This is a genomic window from Microbacterium sp. NPDC076895, assembly GCF_040687115.1.
In the GTDB taxonomy this organism is placed as follows: Bacteria; Actinomycetota; Actinomycetes; order Actinomycetales; family Microbacteriaceae; genus Microbacterium.
Map to the genome: position 1 here is coordinate 214,514 of NZ_JBFBMQ010000003.1, position 16,682 is coordinate 231,195.

Consider the following 16,682-nt stretch of genomic DNA (forward strand, 5'->3'; position numbering starts at 1 on the left):
CTTCGATCAGTCATGGGACGATGGTGAACACGCGGGAAGTCCCCGAGCGAGGAAGGACACCAATCGATGAGCGCCGTCGAACGAGACACGGTCGAACGAGGCGCCGTCACCCAGTTGAGCGAGCGGCCGCAGGCCGATGTGCTCATCGTCGGCGGTGGGGTCAACGGGCTCGCGACTTTTCGGGACCTCGCCCTGCAAGGCGTGGATGTCGCGCTCGTCGAACGCGGCGACTTCGTCAGCGGCGCATCCGCAGCGTCTTCACACATGATCCACGGCGGCGTCCGCTATCTCGAGAACGGCGAGTTCCGTCTCGTCCACGAGGCGGTCACCGAGCGCAATGACCTGCTGGCCACCGCTCCCCATTACGTTCGTCCCCTGCAGACCACGATCCCGATCTTCTCCACGTTCTCGGGGGTGCTCTCGGCGCCGCTGCGCTTCCTGCGCCACGGCGCGGGGAAGCACGTCGAGCGCGGCGCAGCGCTGATCAAGATCGGTCTCACGATCTATGACTCGTTCTCGCGTGGCGGCGGCCGCGTTCCCCGCCACACCTTCCGCGGCCGCACCGCCTCGTTGCGCGCACTTCCAGCACTGAACGACACCGTCAAATACACCGCAACCTACTGGGATGCCTCGGTACACGACCCTGAGCGCCTCGCGCTCGATCTGCTCCGCGACGGTCGTGCCGCCGGTGGTGACCGCGCCCGGGCTGCCAACTACGTCGAAGTCGTGGGGGCAGCGGACGGCGCGATCACTCTTCGCGACACGGAGACAGGTGTCGAGTTCCCCTTCCGCGCCGCGGTCGTGATCAATGCATCCGGACCCTGGACCGACCTCACCAACCGCGCCCTCGGGGCCCCGACCAGCTTCATGGGCGGAACCAAGGGCTCGCACATCGTGCTCGACAACCCCGAGCTGCTGGCAGCCACGGCTGGTCGAGAGATCTTCTTCGAACACCGCGACGGTCGCATCGTGCTCATCTACCCGCTCAAGGGACGCGTCCTGGTCGGCACCACAGACCTCGAGCACGATATGGCAGAGCCCGCGGTGTGCACCGAGCCCGAGGTCGACTACTTCATCGACCTCATCGGGCACGTCTTCCCCGACATCACTGTCGACCGCTCGCAGATCGTGTATCGCTTCTCGGGTGTCCGCCCGCTTCCCGGCCACGGCGATCTCGCTCCCGGCTTCGTCTCGCGCGATTACCGTGTCGAGACCGAGCAGCTCCCCGGGTCGGCGGACACCACGGTGATCAGCCTCGTCGGCGGCAAATGGACCACCTTCCGCGCCTCCGCCGCCCACCTCACCGATGACGCCCTTGCGCTGCTTGCTCGACCCCGCGTCGTCACGACCCATGGCCGTGCAATCGGCGGCGGAGCCGGGTACCCGGTAACCGAGCGGGCACGGCATCAGTGGGTCGCCGAGAACCGCCGGGGGCTCTCGAAGGATGCCGCAGCCACCCTCCTCGAACGCTACGGAACGACCGCCCGCGAGGTCATCGCATTCGTCGACGAGGATGCCGAGGACCGGCCCCTCGGGACACTTCCCGCCTACAGCACCGGCGAACTGCGGTACCTCGCGAGCTCAGAGGATGTCGTGCATCTGGCCGACCTGCTGCTGCGCCGCACGAGCATCGCGTTCCGTGGCGAGGCGACACCCGATGTCGTCGCCGAGATCGCCGACGCCGTCGCTGGAGTGCTCGGATGGGACGAGGATGCCGCCACGGCCGAGGTCGCCGCAGCCCTTGTCGCTGTCCACGCCGCCGATCCGACCTGGCAGCCCGCGGCGGCACCGGTAGCCTAAGCGGCGCGCCATCCATCGTCTGGAGGCGTTCAACACTTCGGGAGGCATCGTGGCCGAACACGTCCTAGCCATCGACCAAGGCACCACCTCGACACGGGCGATCGTTTTCGATCGCGCCGGAACCGTGGTGGCAACCGCCCAGCGCGAACACGAGCAGATCTTTCCTCGTGCCGGGTGGGTCGAACACGACCCCATGGAGATCTGGACCAACACCGAGTGGGTGATTTCCGGCGTTCTCAGCAAGGCCCATCTGCAGGCATCCGGTATCGCCGCCGTCGGTGTCACGAACCAGCGCGAGACTGCGATCGTGTGGGACCGCCGCTCGGGCCAGCCCATCTTCAACGCGATCGTGTGGCAGGACACCCGCACGCAGCCCTGGCTCGATGCCCTTGCCCGTGACGGCGTCGGCGACCAGGTTACCGAGGTGACGGGTCTTCCGCTTGCCACCTACTTCTCGGCATCCAAGGTCGCCTGGATCCTCGATCACGTGCCGGGGGCGCGGGCGGATGCCGAGGCCGGCCATCTGCTGTTCGGTACCCCCGATTCGTGGGTGGTTTGGAACCTCACCGGCGGCACCAGCGGCGGGGCGCACGTGACCGATGTCACGAACGCGAGCCGCACGCTGCTCATGGACCTGCAGACCCTCGACTGGTCCGACGAGATGCTCGCGCTGTGGAACATTCCCCGCGCGATGATGCCCGAGATCCGGTCGTCGTCGGATGTCGTGGGCGAACTCGCACTGCCGGGCACCGCCCGCGAACTGCCCATTGCCGGCATCCTCGGTGATCAACAGGCCGCGACCTTCGGGCAGGCTGCCTTTGGCGTGGGGGACTCGAAGAACACCTACGGCACCGGCAACTTCCTGCTGGTGGGCACCGGGACCGAGATCGTCAGGTCTCGTCACGGACTCATCACCACCGTCGCCTATCGCCTGGGGGATGGCCCCACCCACTACGCGCTGGAAGGCTCGATCGCCGTCACCGGATCGCTCGTGCAGTGGCTGCGAGACAACCTCGGGATCATCGATCGCGCACAGGATGTCGAAACCCTCGCGATGACCGTCGAGAACGCGGGCGGGTCATACTTCGTGCCAGCCTTCTCGGGCCTGTTCGCTCCCTACTGGCGACCGGATGCCCGCGGTGCGATCGTCGGCCTCACCCGGTACGTGACACGCGCCCACATCGCCCGCGCCGCTCTCGAGTCGACGGCCTTCCAGACCCGGGACGTGATCGAGGCTGTCGTCGGGGATGCCGGCCGCGATCTCTCGGAACTGCGCGTCGACGGGGGAATGACGAAGAACGATCTGCTCATGCAGTTCCAGGCCGACATCCTCGGCATCCCCGTCGTACGCCCGCGCGTGGTCGAGACGACGGCGCTCGGCGCCGCCTACGCGGCAGGACTTGCAGTCGGCATCTGGTCGGGACTCGACGAACTGCGCGAACACTGGCAAGTGGATCGCCGGTTCGAACCTCAGATGTCTGAGGAGGAACGCGCTCGCCGCTACCGGCTGTGGAAGAAGGCCGTCACGAAGTCCCTCGATTGGGTGGATGACGATGCTCGGACGCTGATGGATACGCTCGGCGACTGATTGGTTCGAGTGGCGCCGCTGGGCGGTCGCTGCGGAAAGTGGTGCCGCTACGCGAACTGCCCAGCGCGGGGACATGCCCTCGCCGGCTACGCCGGCTCCCGCCAGACCCGGTGCCAGCCCCGCGCTGGGCAGTTCGCTTCGCTCCTGCAGAGACCATCGGGCTGACCGATAGGGCGCCCCCCTCGGGGTCTACTTGAGGAGGCGGGAGAGGCGGCGATCGGCTAGCAGCTTGCCGCCGGTCTGGCACGTCGGGCAGTACTCGAGGGAGTTGTCGGCAAAGAAGACACTGCGCACCTCGTCGCCACAGACGGGGCACACCTCGCCCCGGCGGCCGTGCACCCGCATCCCGCGTCGTTTGGCGTCCTTGAGTTCGGCAGGGGGTTTGCCGGATGCCGCCGCAATCGCCTCCGTGAGTGTCTGGTGCATCGCGGCGTAGAGCGTGTCGATATCGGCATCCGTCAGCGTCGCTGCCAGGGCGTACGGCGACATCCGCGCCGCGTGCAGAATCTCATCGGAGTAGGCGTTGCCGATCCCGGCGATGATCGACTGATCGCGCAGAACGCCTTTGATCTGGGTGCGGCGTCCCTTGAGCAGCGCGGCGAGAGCGTCATGATCGAATCCCGGATCGAGCGGATCGGGGCCGAGCCTCTCGATGCCTGGCACGTCTGCGGGATTCCGGGCGGCGTACACGGCGAGGGACTTCTTCGTGCCGGCCTCAGTGAGATCGAACCCTGAGCCGTCCGAGAACGCGATGCGGAGGGCGATGGGGGTTTTGCCGGGGCGGATGATCGTGCCCGGCAGTTCGTCGTACCAGCGGAGCCACCCGGCCTTCGCGAGGTGGAAGACCAGGTGCAACGAAGCCGCAGCATCCGTCGCCGTTTCGATGTCGACGAACTTCCCGTGGCGCGAAACCGACACGACCTGCGTGCCGACGAGCGCATCCAGCGGCGGATCGTAGGTCTTGAGCGCCGCGATATTCGCGACTGTCGCGCGCGTGACCGTGAGACCCGGCAGGCGTCCGGCAAGGAAGTCGACAAGTCCTTGCACTTCCGGCATCTCGGGCATGGCGACATCCTGTCACGAGCCGGGAAGCGGCGGCAGGCCTCCATCGATGATCGGCCACGCGACCGGCGCGCGATCATCGCCGGGGAGAAGGCCCGCGATCCAGGCATCGTCCCGCTGTAGGGGGCCTGCGAGTGCCTGCCGCAGCATGCCTTCGTAGCGGAAGCCGAGCGCTCGGGCCACACGCGCGGATCCGGTGTTGCCCACGACAGCACGCCACTCGATACGCGCCAGCGACATGCCGGCGGATTCAAACCCGAAGTCAACGACCGCCCTGGCAGCTTCTGTAAGGAGGTGCCGTCGCCGCGCCCAGGGCGACATCCAAAACCCGAGCTCTGCGGACTCGAGGTCGCGTCGGTATAGCCCGATCATGCCGGCGAGTCGACCGTCGTGACGGATGCCCCACGTCGCCTCGCGGCCCTCGGCCCAGTGGCGCTCCACGCGCGGGATGAATTGCTCGGCATGCTCGCGCAGATACGGCGAAGGCACGGTGGTGTAGCGCTGGATCGCCGGGTCTTGACACGCCTCGAAGATCGCATCCACGTCAGCGTCGGTCGGTGGCGAGAGCTCGCACCGCTCGGTGCGCAGCACGACGACATCCATCGCCCCACCCTATGCGGCTTCTCGGGACGTTCGTCTCTCGCGGGGTACCCCGGGTCGGCGTAACGTCGCAGTCGCAGCGTTACGGAGCGCTCCGCGCTCTGGCGTCGGAGAAAGGACTCTGAAATGCGTACGTATGTGGTCACCGGATCTGCCTCCGGTATCGGCAAGGCAACCGCCGACCTCCTCGTGGAGCGAGGAGACAGGGTGATCGGCGTGGACCTGCGCGATGCTGATGTCGAGGTCGACCTGACGACGGCCGACGGGCGAGAGCGACTCGTCACGGAGGTCAACCGCCTCTCCGGCGGATCGATTGATGGCATCCTCGCGATCGCCGGCCTTGCCGTGCCTGCGCCTGCGACTGTCGGCGTCAATTACTTCGGTATGGTCGCGACACTCGAGGGCCTGCGTCCCTTGCTGCTGGAATCCGACGCCCCTCGAGCCGTCGGGGTCTCATCGATGGCGAGCCTGCAGCCTTCCGATACTCGGCTTGTCGATCTCGAGTTGGCTGGCGACGAACCTGCCGCGCTTGCCCGGGCAGCCGAGCTGGCCGCGGGAGCCGAGACGGCGAATCTCATCTACAGCTCCACGAAGGTCGGCTTCGCGCGATGGATTCGTCGCCACGCCGCCCTGCCGGAGTGGGCCGGTGCAGGCATCCCGCTCAACGCTGTCGCTCCCGGCGTCATCCTCACGCCAATGGTCGCGCCGCTCCTGGCGACTGACGAGGGCCGCTCGATGATTGAGCAGGCCGTGCCCATGCCGCTCAACGGCTTCGCAGAAGCGATTGTCGTCGCACGACTCCTCGCATGGCTGGCGGGGCCCGAGAACTCCCACCTGTGTGGCCAGGTGGTTTTCGTCGACGGGGGAAGCGACGTCGTCATCCGGGGAGAGAGAGTGTGGTGAGGCGTGACGGTCTGGTGACCGCTGCGACGCGGGCTGTTCAGGCGCGGCGGAGGAGCCCGATCCGGTCGTAGACGTCGCCGAGGGTCGCGCGGGCGACAGATTCAGCCCGTGCGGCGTTGGCGGCCAGGACCCGGTCGAGTTCTGCCGGATCATCGAGCAGTTCGAGCGCTCGGGTCCGCACCGGCTCAAACTCGTTCACCACGACGTCGGCGAGACCCTTCTTGAAGTCGCCGTAGCCGCGGCCGGCGTACTCGTCTTCGATCGCGGGGATCTGCCGACCCGTGAGGGCAGCGTAGATGACGAGCAGGTTCGAGACACCGGGCTTGTTCTCGCGGTCGTATCGCACCGAGCCCTCGCTGTCGGTGACGGCACGCATCACCTTCTTGGCGCTCTTGGAGGGCTCATCCAGCAGCCACAAGACGCCGGCATCCGACTCGGCCGACTTCGACATCTTCGCCGTCGGGTTCTGCAGGTCGTAGATGCGGGCGGTGTCTTGCTGGATGACGGGCATCGGCACCCGGAAGGTGGTGCCGTAGCGTCCGTTGAACCGCTCGGCGAGGTCACGGGTGAGCTCGACGTGCTGCTTCTGGTCGTCACCGACAGGAACGATGTCGGTCTGATACAGCAGGATGTCGGCTGCCATCAGCACCGGGTAGGTGAACAGCCCGACGGATGTCGCATCCTGGCCGTAGCGCTGCGACTTGTCTTTGAACTGGGTCATGCGCCCCGCCTCGCCGAAGCCCGTGAGCGTGGAGAGCACCCACGCGAGTTCGGCGTGCGCGGGAACGTGCGACTGGACGTACAAGGTCGACTTGGATGGTTCGATGCCCGCGGCGATGTACTGCGCGGCGGTGCGACGGGTCTTCTCGCGCAGCTCAGCCGGATCGTTCGGTTGGGTGAGGGCGTGCAGGTCGACGACGGAGAAGAACGCGTCGTAGGCCTCCTGCAGGTCCCGCCACTGCATGAGTGCCCCGATGTAGTTGCCGATCTGGAGGGAGTCGGCGGAGGGCTGCATTCCGGAGTACAGGCGGGGCTTGGTCACCTGACAATCCTAGGCCGCGGCCAGGTGCCAGCCGGTGCGCTCAACGACCGATCGTGTAGTCGACGACGACCGGCGCGTGGTCGCTCCAACGGGTGTCCCAGGACGGCGCCCGGTCGATGCGATACCCCGTCACCCGCTCGGCCAGCGAAGCGGTGGCCAGGTGGTAGTCGATACGCCAGCCGGTGTCGTTGTCGAAGGCCTGCCCGCGGTTCGACCACCACGAGTAGGGCCCGTCGACCTCGCCGGCCCAGCGGCGTCCGATATCCACCCACCCGAGTCCGGTGCCGGTAGTCCCGTCGACGCACTCGATCTCGGCACCCGCGGGAGCGAAGATCCGGTCGAAGTAGGCGCGCTCGCGGGGGAGGAACCCGGCCTTCTTGAGGTTGCCCTTCCAGTTGCGGATGTCGAGCTGGCGGTGCCCGACATTCATATCTCCCATGACAACAGCGAGGGGGGAGTGGGCCTCGAGCTGGGGGAGACGTGCCTGCATCGCGTCCAGAAACGCGTACTTGGCCTCCTGCTTGGGGGTGCCGTCCTCGCCCGAGTGGACATAGGCGCTCACGACAGTCAGGGTTTCGCCGTCGATGTCGAAGTCAGCCTCGATCCACCGGCCCGACTGGTCCAGCGGCTCGGGGCCGAGCACCGTTCGGACGGCCCCGGCATCCACCCGGCTCGCGACAGCGACACCAGACCGGCCCTTCTGGAGCGCTTCGTGGTGAACGATCCGCCACCCGGGAAGAGCGGCGGTCAGCTGCTCTTCGTTTGCACGGACCTCTTGCAGGGCCATGATGTCGACGTCCGCCTGGTCGACCCACTCGAGCATTCCTTTGCGCGTGGCAGCGCGGATGCCGTTGACATTGATGGAGGCGATACGAACTGTTCGAGGCACGAGCTTCAGCCTAGGCGGCAGGTCCGACGCCGTGCTCCCAGGCCTGAAGCGATCACACGACGCCGTCGAGTGCGCTGGGGCCGCGCACTGCAGGTGGCGCGGACGCCTCCACCTCGCGCAGTTCCTCTTCGGCACGTCGCAGGTTGCGGGTCGCTGCCCACCGCGCGTGCCAGGGCGCGCCGTCTCGAGCCTCCTGGGCGGTGCGCAGGCGCACCTGGGCGGCAAGGAGCAGCGCGGCATGCTCCTCGGCCAGCTGCTCAGCTTCGGTCTTCTCCAGCAGCGGAATGTTCTCGTCCCGAGCCGAGATGGCGATCCACGATGCCCCCACGAGCATGATGATGCCGATGAGTCGGAACCAGAGCAGCAGACCGACGAAGATCGCGAAGGTCGCGAGCAGGGCGTTTGTCGGCGTGTAGCTGAGCAACCACCCTGCCCCGAGCTGGAGCACCGTGACCGCCGCTCCGGCAAGCAGAGCTCCGGGCCAAACCGTGCGCCAGCGCAGGCTCGTGCCGGTCAGGAACTGGTAAAGCGCAGCCAGCGCCGCGGCGTTGATGGCGAAAGAGATGAGGAGGGTTGCGGTGCGCACGCCGATCGAGAACCACACCGATTCGGTGTCGAGCCCGAACAGCGAGAACACGATGTCCAGGGCCCAGGTGCCCACCGCGCCGAGTCCGCCGCCGATCAGCAGCAGGATGCCGAACAGCGCCGCCGCCAGCAGGTCGCCGCTCTTGAGCAGCAGGTAGGGGCGCCGGTCGGGTGGCAGCACGAAGATCTCGCGGACGGCGCGGCGCGAGAACGTCACCCAGCCGATGGCGGTCCAGATCAAGGTCACGAGAGCTATCGCACCGGTGATCCCGAACAGGCTCGCCGAGTTGGTGGCGATCTCTGCCACGGCGTCGGGGGTGATCGGCCCGTCCTTGTCGATCAATCCCGGGATGTATTGGTTGATGAGGTCGATGAGGTTCTGGATCGCCTCTTCGCTGCCGCCGAGCCACAGGCCGGCCAGAGCGAAGGCGACATAGACGGCCGCGAAGATTGCGAACAGTGCCTGATAGCTCACTCCCGCGGCCAGGAGGAAGCCGTTGGCGATCAAGAAGTGGCGCCAGACGCGAACCGGAAACCAAGCGAGTGTCTGTTTGGTTACCTTCGTCGCGAACGAGATCGGCTCTTCGAACCGCGTGAGCAGGCGCTCTTGGGTCTCCTCCCACCGCGCACGCAGGGTCTCCTCCTGCTGCTGCGCTGCGCGCGCGGTGTCGCGGCGGTTGCGGTCGGGCGAACTCACGGTCTCAGGTTATCGAGCCTCAGGCGCGGCATCCGTCTGGCTCATCACGCCCGTATCCGTGCGGAACCAGCGGACCACCGAGAGGGATGCTGCGAGCACCGCCGCGGGAATGAGGAACGCGATTGCCAGTCCCGGACCGTCGGCGAGGAGGCCGACGATGACGGCACCGAGGATCGCCCCGGCGTAGTTGAAGATGTTGACCCGGGCTATCACCTGGTCGGAGTGGGCGGGTGCGAGGTCGCCTGCTGCGCCGAACGTGACCGGGATCAGGATGCCGGTGGCGGCCCCGGCTAGCGCGAAGCCGACGATCGCGGCGATCTCGAACGGCAGAAGCGCGACAGCCACCACACCGATCACCGAGACGACGATCGCGCCTGCGACCAGACGGCGCCTGCTCATGATGCCGAGGAGTCTGTCGGTCGCGAGGCGGGTGACGAGGACGCACACCTGGTAGGCGGCGTAGCCGAGCGGCGCGAGGGCTGGCAGTGCCCCGAGATCGTCCTGCAGATAGACCGTGCTCCAGGTGCTCACGGCCGAGTCGACGACGAACACCGCCAGGATGACGAAACCGAACGCCCAGATGCCCGCCCGGGGGAGCCGAGTGCGCTCGGTCGCCGGGAGGGCCGCCTCGATCGGTACTTCTCGAGCGAACAGACGGATGCCGACCACGGCCACCACGAGGATCGCAACGCCCGCCGTTGCGATCGCCACTCCCGCGGCGAAGGGAGACGCCGCAATGGCCGACACGAGGAGCGCTCCCGCGATGGCGGCAGCCGTGTAGGCAGAGAAGAAGCCGCCGAGGAGCGGCTTGCCGTGGGCGCGTTGCACGATGACCCCCTGCATCGCCGTTGCGGCATCCACGCAGCCGAGGCCGATGCTGTAGACCGCGAAGAGCGAGACGAAGAGCGGGAACGGGGTCGGTAGCGCAATGGCGGGGAGGGCTGCGGCTTGCAGGAGAAGTCCCACGACGAGGGCAGTGCGGCTTCCGAACCGCACGGCGAGCGCGTTGGCGAGCACGGAACCACCGGCGGCGGCGATCGCGACGCCGAGAACGATGAGCGTGACGACGGTGTCATCGACGCCCTGGCGTTCCTTCAGCGCGGGAAGCGAGGTGACCACGACGGCGTAGCCGAGTCCCTGAGCCGCGTAGGCGGCGAACACCGCGACACGCGTGGACGTCGATCGCGCGGCGCTGGCGATCGTGGGCGCGTCTGGGGTGCTCATTCGGCCAGAGTAGCGAGCACAGCGCTTCTGGCCGAGAAGAATCTCAGATGCTCGAACGCGGCATCAAGCAGCCCGCGCCGCTGATGCGGCCCGGCTTCAAGCCTTCCCGCGAAGCACCGCCTGCTTGACCTCGGCGATTGCCTTGGTGACCTCGATACCGCGGGGGCAGGCCTCGGTGCAGTTGAACGTCGTGCGGCAGCGCCACACGCCTTCCTTGTCATTGAGGATGTTCAGGCGCACATCGGCGGCGTCGTCGCGCGAATCGAAGATGAAGCGGTGCGCGTTGACGATCGCGGCGGGCCCGAAGTACTGGCCGTCGGTCCAGAAGACGGGGCACGACGAGGTGCAGGCTGCGCACAGGATGCACTTGGTCGTGTCGTCGAAGATCTCGCGGTTGGCGATCGACTGGATGCGCTCCTTGCCGGGCTCCGGCGCAGAGTTCGAGATGAGGAACGGCTGCACCTCACGGTACGACGCGAAGAAGGGCTCCATGTCGACGATGAGGTCCTTTTCCAGCGGCAGACCCTTAATGGCCTCGACGTAGATGGGCTTGGAGATGTCGAGGTCCTTGATGAGGGTCTTGCACGCGAGGCGGTTGCGGCCGTTGATGCGCATGGCGTCCGACCCGCAGATGCCGTGTGCGCAGGAGCGGCGGAAGCTCAGCGACCCGTCGACCTCCCACTTGATCTTGTGGAGAGCGTCAAGCACACGGTCGGTCGAGTACAACTCCACGTCGTAGTCGACCCAGCGGGGCTCGGCATCCACCTCGGGATCGAAGCGGCGGATGATGAAGGTCACCAGGAATGACTGGATGCCGGTGGACTCGGCGGACTGGTCGATGCCTGCGGCCGCGTCGGTAGGGGCACCCGTGGAGACTAGCGTCGCGCTCATCGTCAGTACTTCCTCTCCATCGGCTGGTAGCGGGTGATGACGACGGGTTTCCAGTCGAGGCGGATGTGGTCATCCGCGACCGACGAGTGCGGGTCGCCCGTGAGGTAGGCCATCGTGTGCTGCATGTAGTTCTCGTCGTCGCGCTTGGGGTAGTCATCCCGCATGTGGCCGCCACGGCTTTCGAGCCGGTTGCGGGCCGTGACGACGACGACCTCGGCGATGTCGAGCAGGAATCCGAGCTCAACGGCCTCGAGCAGATCGGTGTTGAACCGCTTGCCCTTGTCGTCGACGTGGATATTGAGGTAGCGAGCTCGCAGTTCCTCGATGACACCGAGAACGTGCTTGAGGGACTCCTCGGTGCGGAACACCTGGGCTCCCTTGTCCATCTCGTCCTGCAGCTTCTTGCGCAGGACCGCGATGCGCTCCTGGCCGGGGTTGTTGCGCAGTCCTTCGATCATCTCGCGAACACCAGCTGCAGCGTCCTCAGGAAGGTCGACGAAGTCGGCGGTCTTGACATACTCGACCGCGTTGCGGCCCGCGCGCTTGCCGAAGACGTTGATGTCCAGCAGCGAGTTGGTGCCGAGGCGATTCGAGCCGTGCACCGACACGCACGCGCACTCGCCGGCGGCGTACAGGCCCGGCACGACGGTCTCGTTGTCGGCGAGCACCTCGGCCTTGACGTTGGTCGGGATGCCGCCCATCGCGTAGTGGGCTGTCGGCATGACCGGCACCGGCTCGACGACCGGGTCGACACCCAGGTACGTGCGAGCGAACTCGGTAATGTCGGGGAGCTTGGTCTCGAGCACCTCGGCGCCCAGGTGCGTGCAGTCAAGCAGCACGTAGTCACGGTGCGGGCCGGCCCCGCGACCCTCGGCGACCTCTTGCTGCATGCAGCGGCTGACGATGTCGCGCGGAGCGAGGTCCTTGATGGTGGGGGCGTAGCGCTCCATGAAGCGCTCGCCGCTCGCGTTGCGCAGGATGGCGCCCTCACCGCGAGCACCCTCTGTGAGCAGGATGCCGAGCCCAGCGAGCCCCGTCGGGTGGAACTGGAAGAACTCCATGTCCTCCAGGGGCAGGCCCTTGCGCCACACGATCCCGACGCCGTCACCGGTAAGGGTGTGCGCGTTCGAGGTCGTCTTGTAGATCTTGCCGAAGCCGCCGGTCGCGAAGATCACGGCCTTGGACTGGAAGACGTGCAGGTCGCCGGTGGCCAGTTCGTAGGCGACGACGCCCGCGACCTGGGTGTTGCCGTCGGCATCCTTCACCGTGATGAGGTCGAGCACGTAGAACTCGTTGAAGAAGTTGATGCCGAGCTTGACGCAGTTCTGGAACAGCGTCTGCAGGATCATGTGACCGGTGCGGTCGGCGGCGTAGCAGGCTCGGCGCACGGGGCTCTTGCCGTGGTCGGCGGTGTGTCCGCCGAATCGGCGTTGGTCGATCTTGCCCTCGGGTGTGCGGTTGAAGGGCAGGCCCATGTTCTCGAGGTCGATGACCGCGTCGATCGCCTCTTTCGCCAGGATCTCAGCGGCATCCTGGTCGACGAGGTAGTCGCCACCCTTGACGGTGTCGAAGGTGTGCCACTCCCACGAGTCTTCCTCGACGTTGGCGAGGGCAGCAGCCATGCCACCCTGGGCCGCGCCGGTGTGAGACCGGGTGGGGTAGAGCTTGGAGATGACCGCGGTCTTCGCGCCGGGGCCTGCCTCGATGGCGGCGCGCATGCCAGCGCCGCCGGCGCCGACGATCACGATGTCGAACTGGTGGTAGTGGACGCCGTCCTTGACGACGCTTTCGGCGCTCTGAGTAGTCACGGGTGCTGTGCTTTCGATGTCAGGTGAGCGGCGGGATTACGAGGCACACAGGCCGATGATCGTGTCGGATGCGGTGGCCGGGTCGAACCCGAGGCGCGGGTCGAAGGTGAAGACCACAAGAGTGCCGAGCAGGATCAGAAGCGCTGCGGTGATCCAGATCGCCGCCACCAGCACGGTGCGGGTCTTTGCGTGGGTCACATAGTCGTTGGTGATGGTGCGCATGCCGTTGGCGCCGTGGATCAGGGCGAGCCACAGCATGAGGACGTCCCACCACTGCCAGAACGGGTTGGTGAGCTTTCCGGCAACGAACGCGAAGTCGATCGCGTGGATGCCGTCACCGATCATGAGGTTGACGAAGAGGTGGCCGAAGATCAGCACCACGAGCACCATGCCGGATGCTCGCATGTAGATCCAGCCCCACTTCTCGAGGTTCACGCCACGCCGGCGCGGAGTGCTGTGGGAGGCGCGGGGTTCGGCGATCGCAGGAGCGCTCATCAGTGACCGCCTCCCATCGAGCTGAACACATTGATGAGGTGACGCGGAGTGAAGCCGATCATCGTCACAGCCCAGACGCCGAGCACGATCCACCAGAGCTGGCGCTGGTAGCGGGCTCCCTTGGACCAGAAGTCCACGATGATGATCCGCAGCCCGTTGTAGGCGTGGTAGGCAATCGCCCCGACCAGGAAGACCTCACCGATGCCCATGATCGGGTTCTTGTACGTCCCGATCACCGCGTTGTACGCCTCGGGGGAGACCCGAATGAGCGCCGTGTCCAGAATGTGGACGAGAAGGAAGAAGAAGATGGCGACGCCGGTGATGCGATGGAGAACCCACGACCACATGCCCTCGTGACCGCGGTACAGCGTTCCACGAGGGGTCTTGGAGGTGGTTTCGGATACCGACGGTGTGACGCGTGCTGGTGCAGACACGGTCGTCCTCCCTGGATCGAACACGAGCGGGGCGGTCAGTGCCCCAACGGGAACCTGGCGCAGGTCCCTCGGCGTCACTCGGGCGCGAAGCCCATCCTATTGCGCCCTGAGCGGACACGGCTCTTAGGCCACCCTTAGTTCGGGGGTACTGCTGTCGCGCGCCGTCACCTCCCGGACACGTCCTCGAAAGGACGCCCCAGTAGCCTGGGGGCATGTCTCAGGAGATCTCCGACTTCTACGCCGTCATCCCCGCGGGAGGCATCGGCAGCCGGCTCTGGCCGCTCTCCCGGGCTGATGCTCCGAAGTTCCTGCACGATCTCACAGGATCTGGGCATTCTCTTCTTCGGGACACGTGGGATCGGCTCGAGCCCCTGGCCGGCAGCGAACGTATCGCGGTCGTGACGGGACGAGCGCACCGCGCCGCTGTCGAGGCACAGCTTCCCGGCGTGCCCGATCGCAACGTCTTCCTCGAGTCCGAGCCCCGCGACTCGACAGCTGCGATCGGACTGGCAGCCGCCGTGCTCGTGCGCCGTGAGCCCGACGTCATCATCGGATCGTTCGCTGCAGACCACGTCATCCGGCCTCCGCACCTCTTCCAATGGGCGGTGCGACAGGCAGTCGCCGCGGCACGGCAGGGGTACATCAGCACAATCGGCATCCAGCCCTCCGAGCCCTCGATCGGTTTCGGCTACATCAAGAAGGCTGACGAGCTTCTTGTGGATGGCGCGCCCGAGGCGGCAACCGTCGAGCGCTTCGTGGAGAAGCCTGACCTTGAGACGGCGCGGGCCTACTTCGCGGATCGCTCCTACCTCTGGAACGCGGGGATGTTCATCTCTCGCGCCGATGTGCTGCTCGCCGAGATCGAGGCCAACAACCCGGAGCTCCACGCCGGGCTGATGGAACTGGCGGAGGCGTGGGATGACCGTGACCGTCGGGGACCGGTCGTTGACCGCGTCTGGCCGGGCCTCACCAAGATCGCCATCGACTATTCGGTTGCTGAGCCCGCCGCTGAAAAGGGAAAGCTCGCGGTGATCCCTGGCCACTTCGACTGGGACGACGTTGGCGATTTCGCGAGCCTGGCCAAGCTCAACTCCCACGGCCGTAAGAACGATCTCGCGATCCTCGGCGAGAATGCTCGCATCCTCTCGGACGCCTCCAGTGGCATCGTCGTCTCGCAGACCTCGCGGGTGATCAGCCTGATCGGCGTGCAGGACATCGTCGTCGTCGACACCCCTGATGCGCTGCTGGTGACCACGAGCGAGCACGCGCAACGGGTGAAGGGAGTTGTCGACGCGCTCAAGCTCGGCGGTCGCGGCGATGTTCTGTGAGAAGGCGGATGCCGCGCCCGAGCAGTTTGCGTGACGACTCTATTGCGGGTTTGTAACCATTGCTCAGTCGTGGCTGTCCGGGGCATGCATCGTGGCGATTCGCTAGGTAGATTCTCCAGATGCACCCGCCGTCTGGGCGGGCCCTTCACCTGGAGGCACAGTTGACCATTTCCACCCGTAAGCGCGTGCTCGGCGGCCTTGTCGCCGCGAGCATGTTCGTTGCTCTCGCCGGCTGCGCGTCGGCTCCCACCGACACCGAGTCCTCGGCAGCCGCCGGCGGCGACGTCGTCGAGGGCTTCCTGCCCTGCATGGTCTCGGACGCCGGTGGCTTCGATGACAAGTCGTTCAACCAGCTCGGCTACGAAGGCCTCGAGCGTGCCGCTGACGAACTGGGCGTCGAATTCAAGACGGTCCAGTCCGACTCGGAGTCTGACTTCGCGCCGAACCTCACCAACCTGGTCGACCAGGGCTGCACCATGATCATCACGGTCGGCTTCGCGCTCGCGTCGGCTGCCGGTGAGTCGGCTCTGGCCAACCCCGACATCGAGTACGTCTCGATCGACGACGTCGTTGACAACGACTTCGACGGTGAGACCGACGCTCCCAACATCAAGCCGATCGTCTTCGACACCGCGCAGGCCGCATTCCTCGCCGGCTACGCCGCCGCGTCGTACTCGACCGCCGGCAAGGTGGGCACCTTCGGTGGCATGAACTTCCCGACGGTCTCGATCTTCATGGACGGCTTCGCTCAGGGCGTGGCGTACTACAACGAGGCCAACGGCGCCAACGTCGAGGTCCTCGGCTGGGATTCCGCTGCGCAGGACGGTGTCTTCACCGGTGGCTTCGTCGCCAACCAGGACGCGATCAACGCTGCGCAGGGCCTCGTCGACCAGGGTGTCGACGTCCTGCTCCCCGTCGGTGGTCCGATCTACCAGAGCGCCGCGTCGGTCATCCGTGACTCGGGCCGCGACATCGCCCTCATCGGTGTCGACGCCGACGTCTTCGAGACCGACCCCACCGTCGCCGACCTGCTTCTCACCTCGATCCGCAAGCTGATCGACGTGGGTGTCGAGGACGCAGTCCTGGCCGCCGGCATCGGCGAGTTCGACCCGGCGCCGTTCGTCGGCACCCTCGAGAACGGTGGCGTGGGCCTGGCTCCGTTCCACGACTTCGAGAGCAAGGTCTCGCCTGACCTGCAGGCCGAGCTCGACGAGATCGCCGCGGGCATCATCGACGGATCGATCCCGGTCACGTCGTACCTCGCGGGCTGATAACCCTCAGTGGCGGGGAGGCTGGGTATCCGGCCTCCCCGCCACTGTCGTTATCGCCCCTCACC

At 66.6% G+C, this 16,682-nt stretch carries 15 protein-coding genes; 5 read left to right on the top strand and 10 right to left on the bottom strand.

Going from position 1 to position 16,682, the window contains the following annotated elements; genetic code table 11:
• Window positions 1-66: 66 nt before the first annotated feature.
• Both AB0O89_RS04215 and glpK read left to right on the top strand, forming a co-directional pair.
• Complete coding sequence (locus AB0O89_RS04215; RefSeq protein WP_363494485.1) at window positions 67-1,800, top strand: glycerol-3-phosphate dehydrogenase/oxidase; 1,734 nt, start codon at window positions 67-69, stop codon at window positions 1,798-1,800.
• A gap of 49 nt (window positions 1,801-1,849) precedes the next feature.
• The gene (gene glpK / locus AB0O89_RS04220) at window positions 1,850-3,388 is read left to right on the top strand and encodes a glycerol kinase GlpK (protein ID WP_363494487.1); all 1,539 of its coding nucleotides are present in this window, start codon (window positions 1,850-1,852) and stop codon (window positions 3,386-3,388) included.
• 189 nt (window positions 3,389-3,577) lie between these two features.
• On the opposite strand, the gene AB0O89_RS04225 is transcribed toward glpK, so the two are convergent.
• A complete protein-coding gene (locus AB0O89_RS04225; RefSeq protein ID WP_363494489.1) occupies window positions 3,578-4,453 on the bottom strand; it encodes a DNA-formamidopyrimidine glycosylase family protein in 876 nt (291 codons plus the stop codon).
• Window positions 4,454-4,465: 12 nt separating this feature from the next.
• Window positions 4,466-5,053: a GNAT family N-acetyltransferase gene (locus AB0O89_RS04230; protein ID WP_363494491.1), complete on the bottom strand. Its 588-nt coding sequence runs from the start codon at window positions 5,051-5,053 to the stop codon at window positions 4,466-4,468.
• A gap of 123 nt (window positions 5,054-5,176) precedes the next feature.
• Between AB0O89_RS04230 and AB0O89_RS04235 the strand changes: the two genes are divergently transcribed.
• Window positions 5,177-5,953 carry an SDR family oxidoreductase gene (locus AB0O89_RS04235; RefSeq protein WP_363494493.1) on the top strand — a complete coding sequence of 259 codons (777 nt, stop codon included), beginning with the start codon at window positions 5,177-5,179 and terminating at the stop codon, window positions 5,951-5,953.
• Window positions 5,954-5,990: 37 nt separating this feature from the next.
• Here AB0O89_RS04235 and trpS read toward each other — a convergent pair whose 3' ends face one another.
• The 8 genes from trpS to sdhC form a co-directional block, all read right to left on the bottom strand.
• Complete coding sequence (gene trpS / locus AB0O89_RS04240) at window positions 5,991-6,995, bottom strand: tryptophan--tRNA ligase (protein WP_363494495.1); 1,005 nt, start codon at window positions 6,993-6,995, stop codon at window positions 5,991-5,993.
• Between the two features lie 40 nt (window positions 6,996-7,035).
• Complete coding sequence (locus tag AB0O89_RS04245) at window positions 7,036-7,884, bottom strand: exodeoxyribonuclease III (RefSeq protein WP_363494497.1); 849 nt, start codon at window positions 7,882-7,884, stop codon at window positions 7,036-7,038.
• A gap of 52 nt (window positions 7,885-7,936) precedes the next feature.
• The gene (locus tag AB0O89_RS04250; RefSeq protein WP_363494499.1) at window positions 7,937-9,166 is read right to left on the bottom strand and encodes a YihY/virulence factor BrkB family protein; all 1,230 of its coding nucleotides are present in this window, start codon (window positions 9,164-9,166) and stop codon (window positions 7,937-7,939) included.
• Window positions 9,167-9,175: 9 nt separating this feature from the next.
• Window positions 9,176-10,390 carry an MFS transporter gene (locus AB0O89_RS04255; RefSeq protein ID WP_363494501.1) on the bottom strand — a complete coding sequence of 405 codons (1,215 nt, stop codon included), beginning with the start codon at window positions 10,388-10,390 and terminating at the stop codon, window positions 9,176-9,178.
• Between the two features lie 96 nt (window positions 10,391-10,486).
• Window positions 10,487-11,281, bottom strand: coding sequence for a succinate dehydrogenase iron-sulfur subunit (locus AB0O89_RS04260; RefSeq protein WP_363494503.1), 795 nt, complete (start codon window positions 11,279-11,281; stop codon window positions 10,487-10,489).
• Between the two features lie 2 nt (window positions 11,282-11,283).
• A complete protein-coding gene (gene sdhA, locus AB0O89_RS04265) occupies window positions 11,284-13,089 on the bottom strand; it encodes a succinate dehydrogenase flavoprotein subunit (protein WP_363494505.1) in 1,806 nt (601 codons plus the stop codon).
• Window positions 13,090-13,125: 36 nt separating this feature from the next.
• A complete protein-coding gene (locus AB0O89_RS04270) occupies window positions 13,126-13,584 on the bottom strand; it encodes a succinate dehydrogenase hydrophobic membrane anchor subunit (RefSeq protein ID WP_363494507.1) in 459 nt (152 codons plus the stop codon).
• Window positions 13,584-14,018: a succinate dehydrogenase, cytochrome b556 subunit gene (gene sdhC / locus AB0O89_RS04275; RefSeq protein WP_228179563.1), complete on the bottom strand. Its 435-nt coding sequence runs from the start codon at window positions 14,016-14,018 to the stop codon at window positions 13,584-13,586. Before sdhC ends, AB0O89_RS04270 begins: the two co-directional genes overlap by 1 nt.
• A gap of 212 nt (window positions 14,019-14,230) precedes the next feature.
• Between sdhC and AB0O89_RS04280 the strand changes: the two genes are divergently transcribed.
• Both AB0O89_RS04280 and AB0O89_RS04285 read left to right on the top strand, forming a co-directional pair.
• Window positions 14,231-15,346: a mannose-1-phosphate guanylyltransferase gene (locus AB0O89_RS04280; RefSeq protein WP_363494509.1), complete on the top strand. Its 1,116-nt coding sequence runs from the start codon at window positions 14,231-14,233 to the stop codon at window positions 15,344-15,346.
• Window positions 15,347-15,507: 161 nt separating this feature from the next.
• Window positions 15,508-16,617, top strand: a complete 1,110-nt coding sequence (locus AB0O89_RS04285; protein WP_363494560.1) for a BMP family ABC transporter substrate-binding protein — start codon at window positions 15,508-15,510, stop codon at window positions 16,615-16,617.
• The last annotated feature ends 65 nt before the right edge of the window (window positions 16,618-16,682 follow it).

What these genes read in the sequence shown, in the direction of transcription:
- AB0O89_RS04215 (WP_363494485.1), top strand. Translation starts at nt 67, where the DNA reads ATGAGCGCCGTCGAACGAGACACGGTCGAACGAGGCGCCGTCACCCAG.
- AB0O89_RS04225 (WP_363494489.1), bottom strand. Translation starts at nt 4,453, where the DNA reads ATGCCCGAGATGCCGGAAGTGCAAGGACTTGTCGACTTCCTTGCCGGA.
- AB0O89_RS04230 (WP_363494491.1), bottom strand. Translation starts at nt 5,053, where the DNA reads ATGGATGTCGTCGTGCTGCGCACCGAGCGGTGCGAGCTCTCGCCACCG.
- AB0O89_RS04235 (WP_363494493.1), top strand. Translation starts at nt 5,177, where the DNA reads ATGCGTACGTATGTGGTCACCGGATCTGCCTCCGGTATCGGCAAGGCA.
- AB0O89_RS04255 (WP_363494501.1), bottom strand. Translation starts at nt 10,390, where the DNA reads ATGAGCACCCCAGACGCGCCCACGATCGCCAGCGCCGCGCGATCGACG.
- AB0O89_RS04260 (WP_363494503.1), bottom strand. Translation starts at nt 11,281, where the DNA reads ATGAGCGCGACGCTAGTCTCCACGGGTGCCCCTACCGACGCGGCCGCA.
- AB0O89_RS04270 (WP_363494507.1), bottom strand. Translation starts at nt 13,584, where the DNA reads ATGAGCGCTCCTGCGATCGCCGAACCCCGCGCCTCCCACAGCACTCCG.
- AB0O89_RS04280 (WP_363494509.1), top strand. Translation starts at nt 14,231, where the DNA reads ATGTCTCAGGAGATCTCCGACTTCTACGCCGTCATCCCCGCGGGAGGC.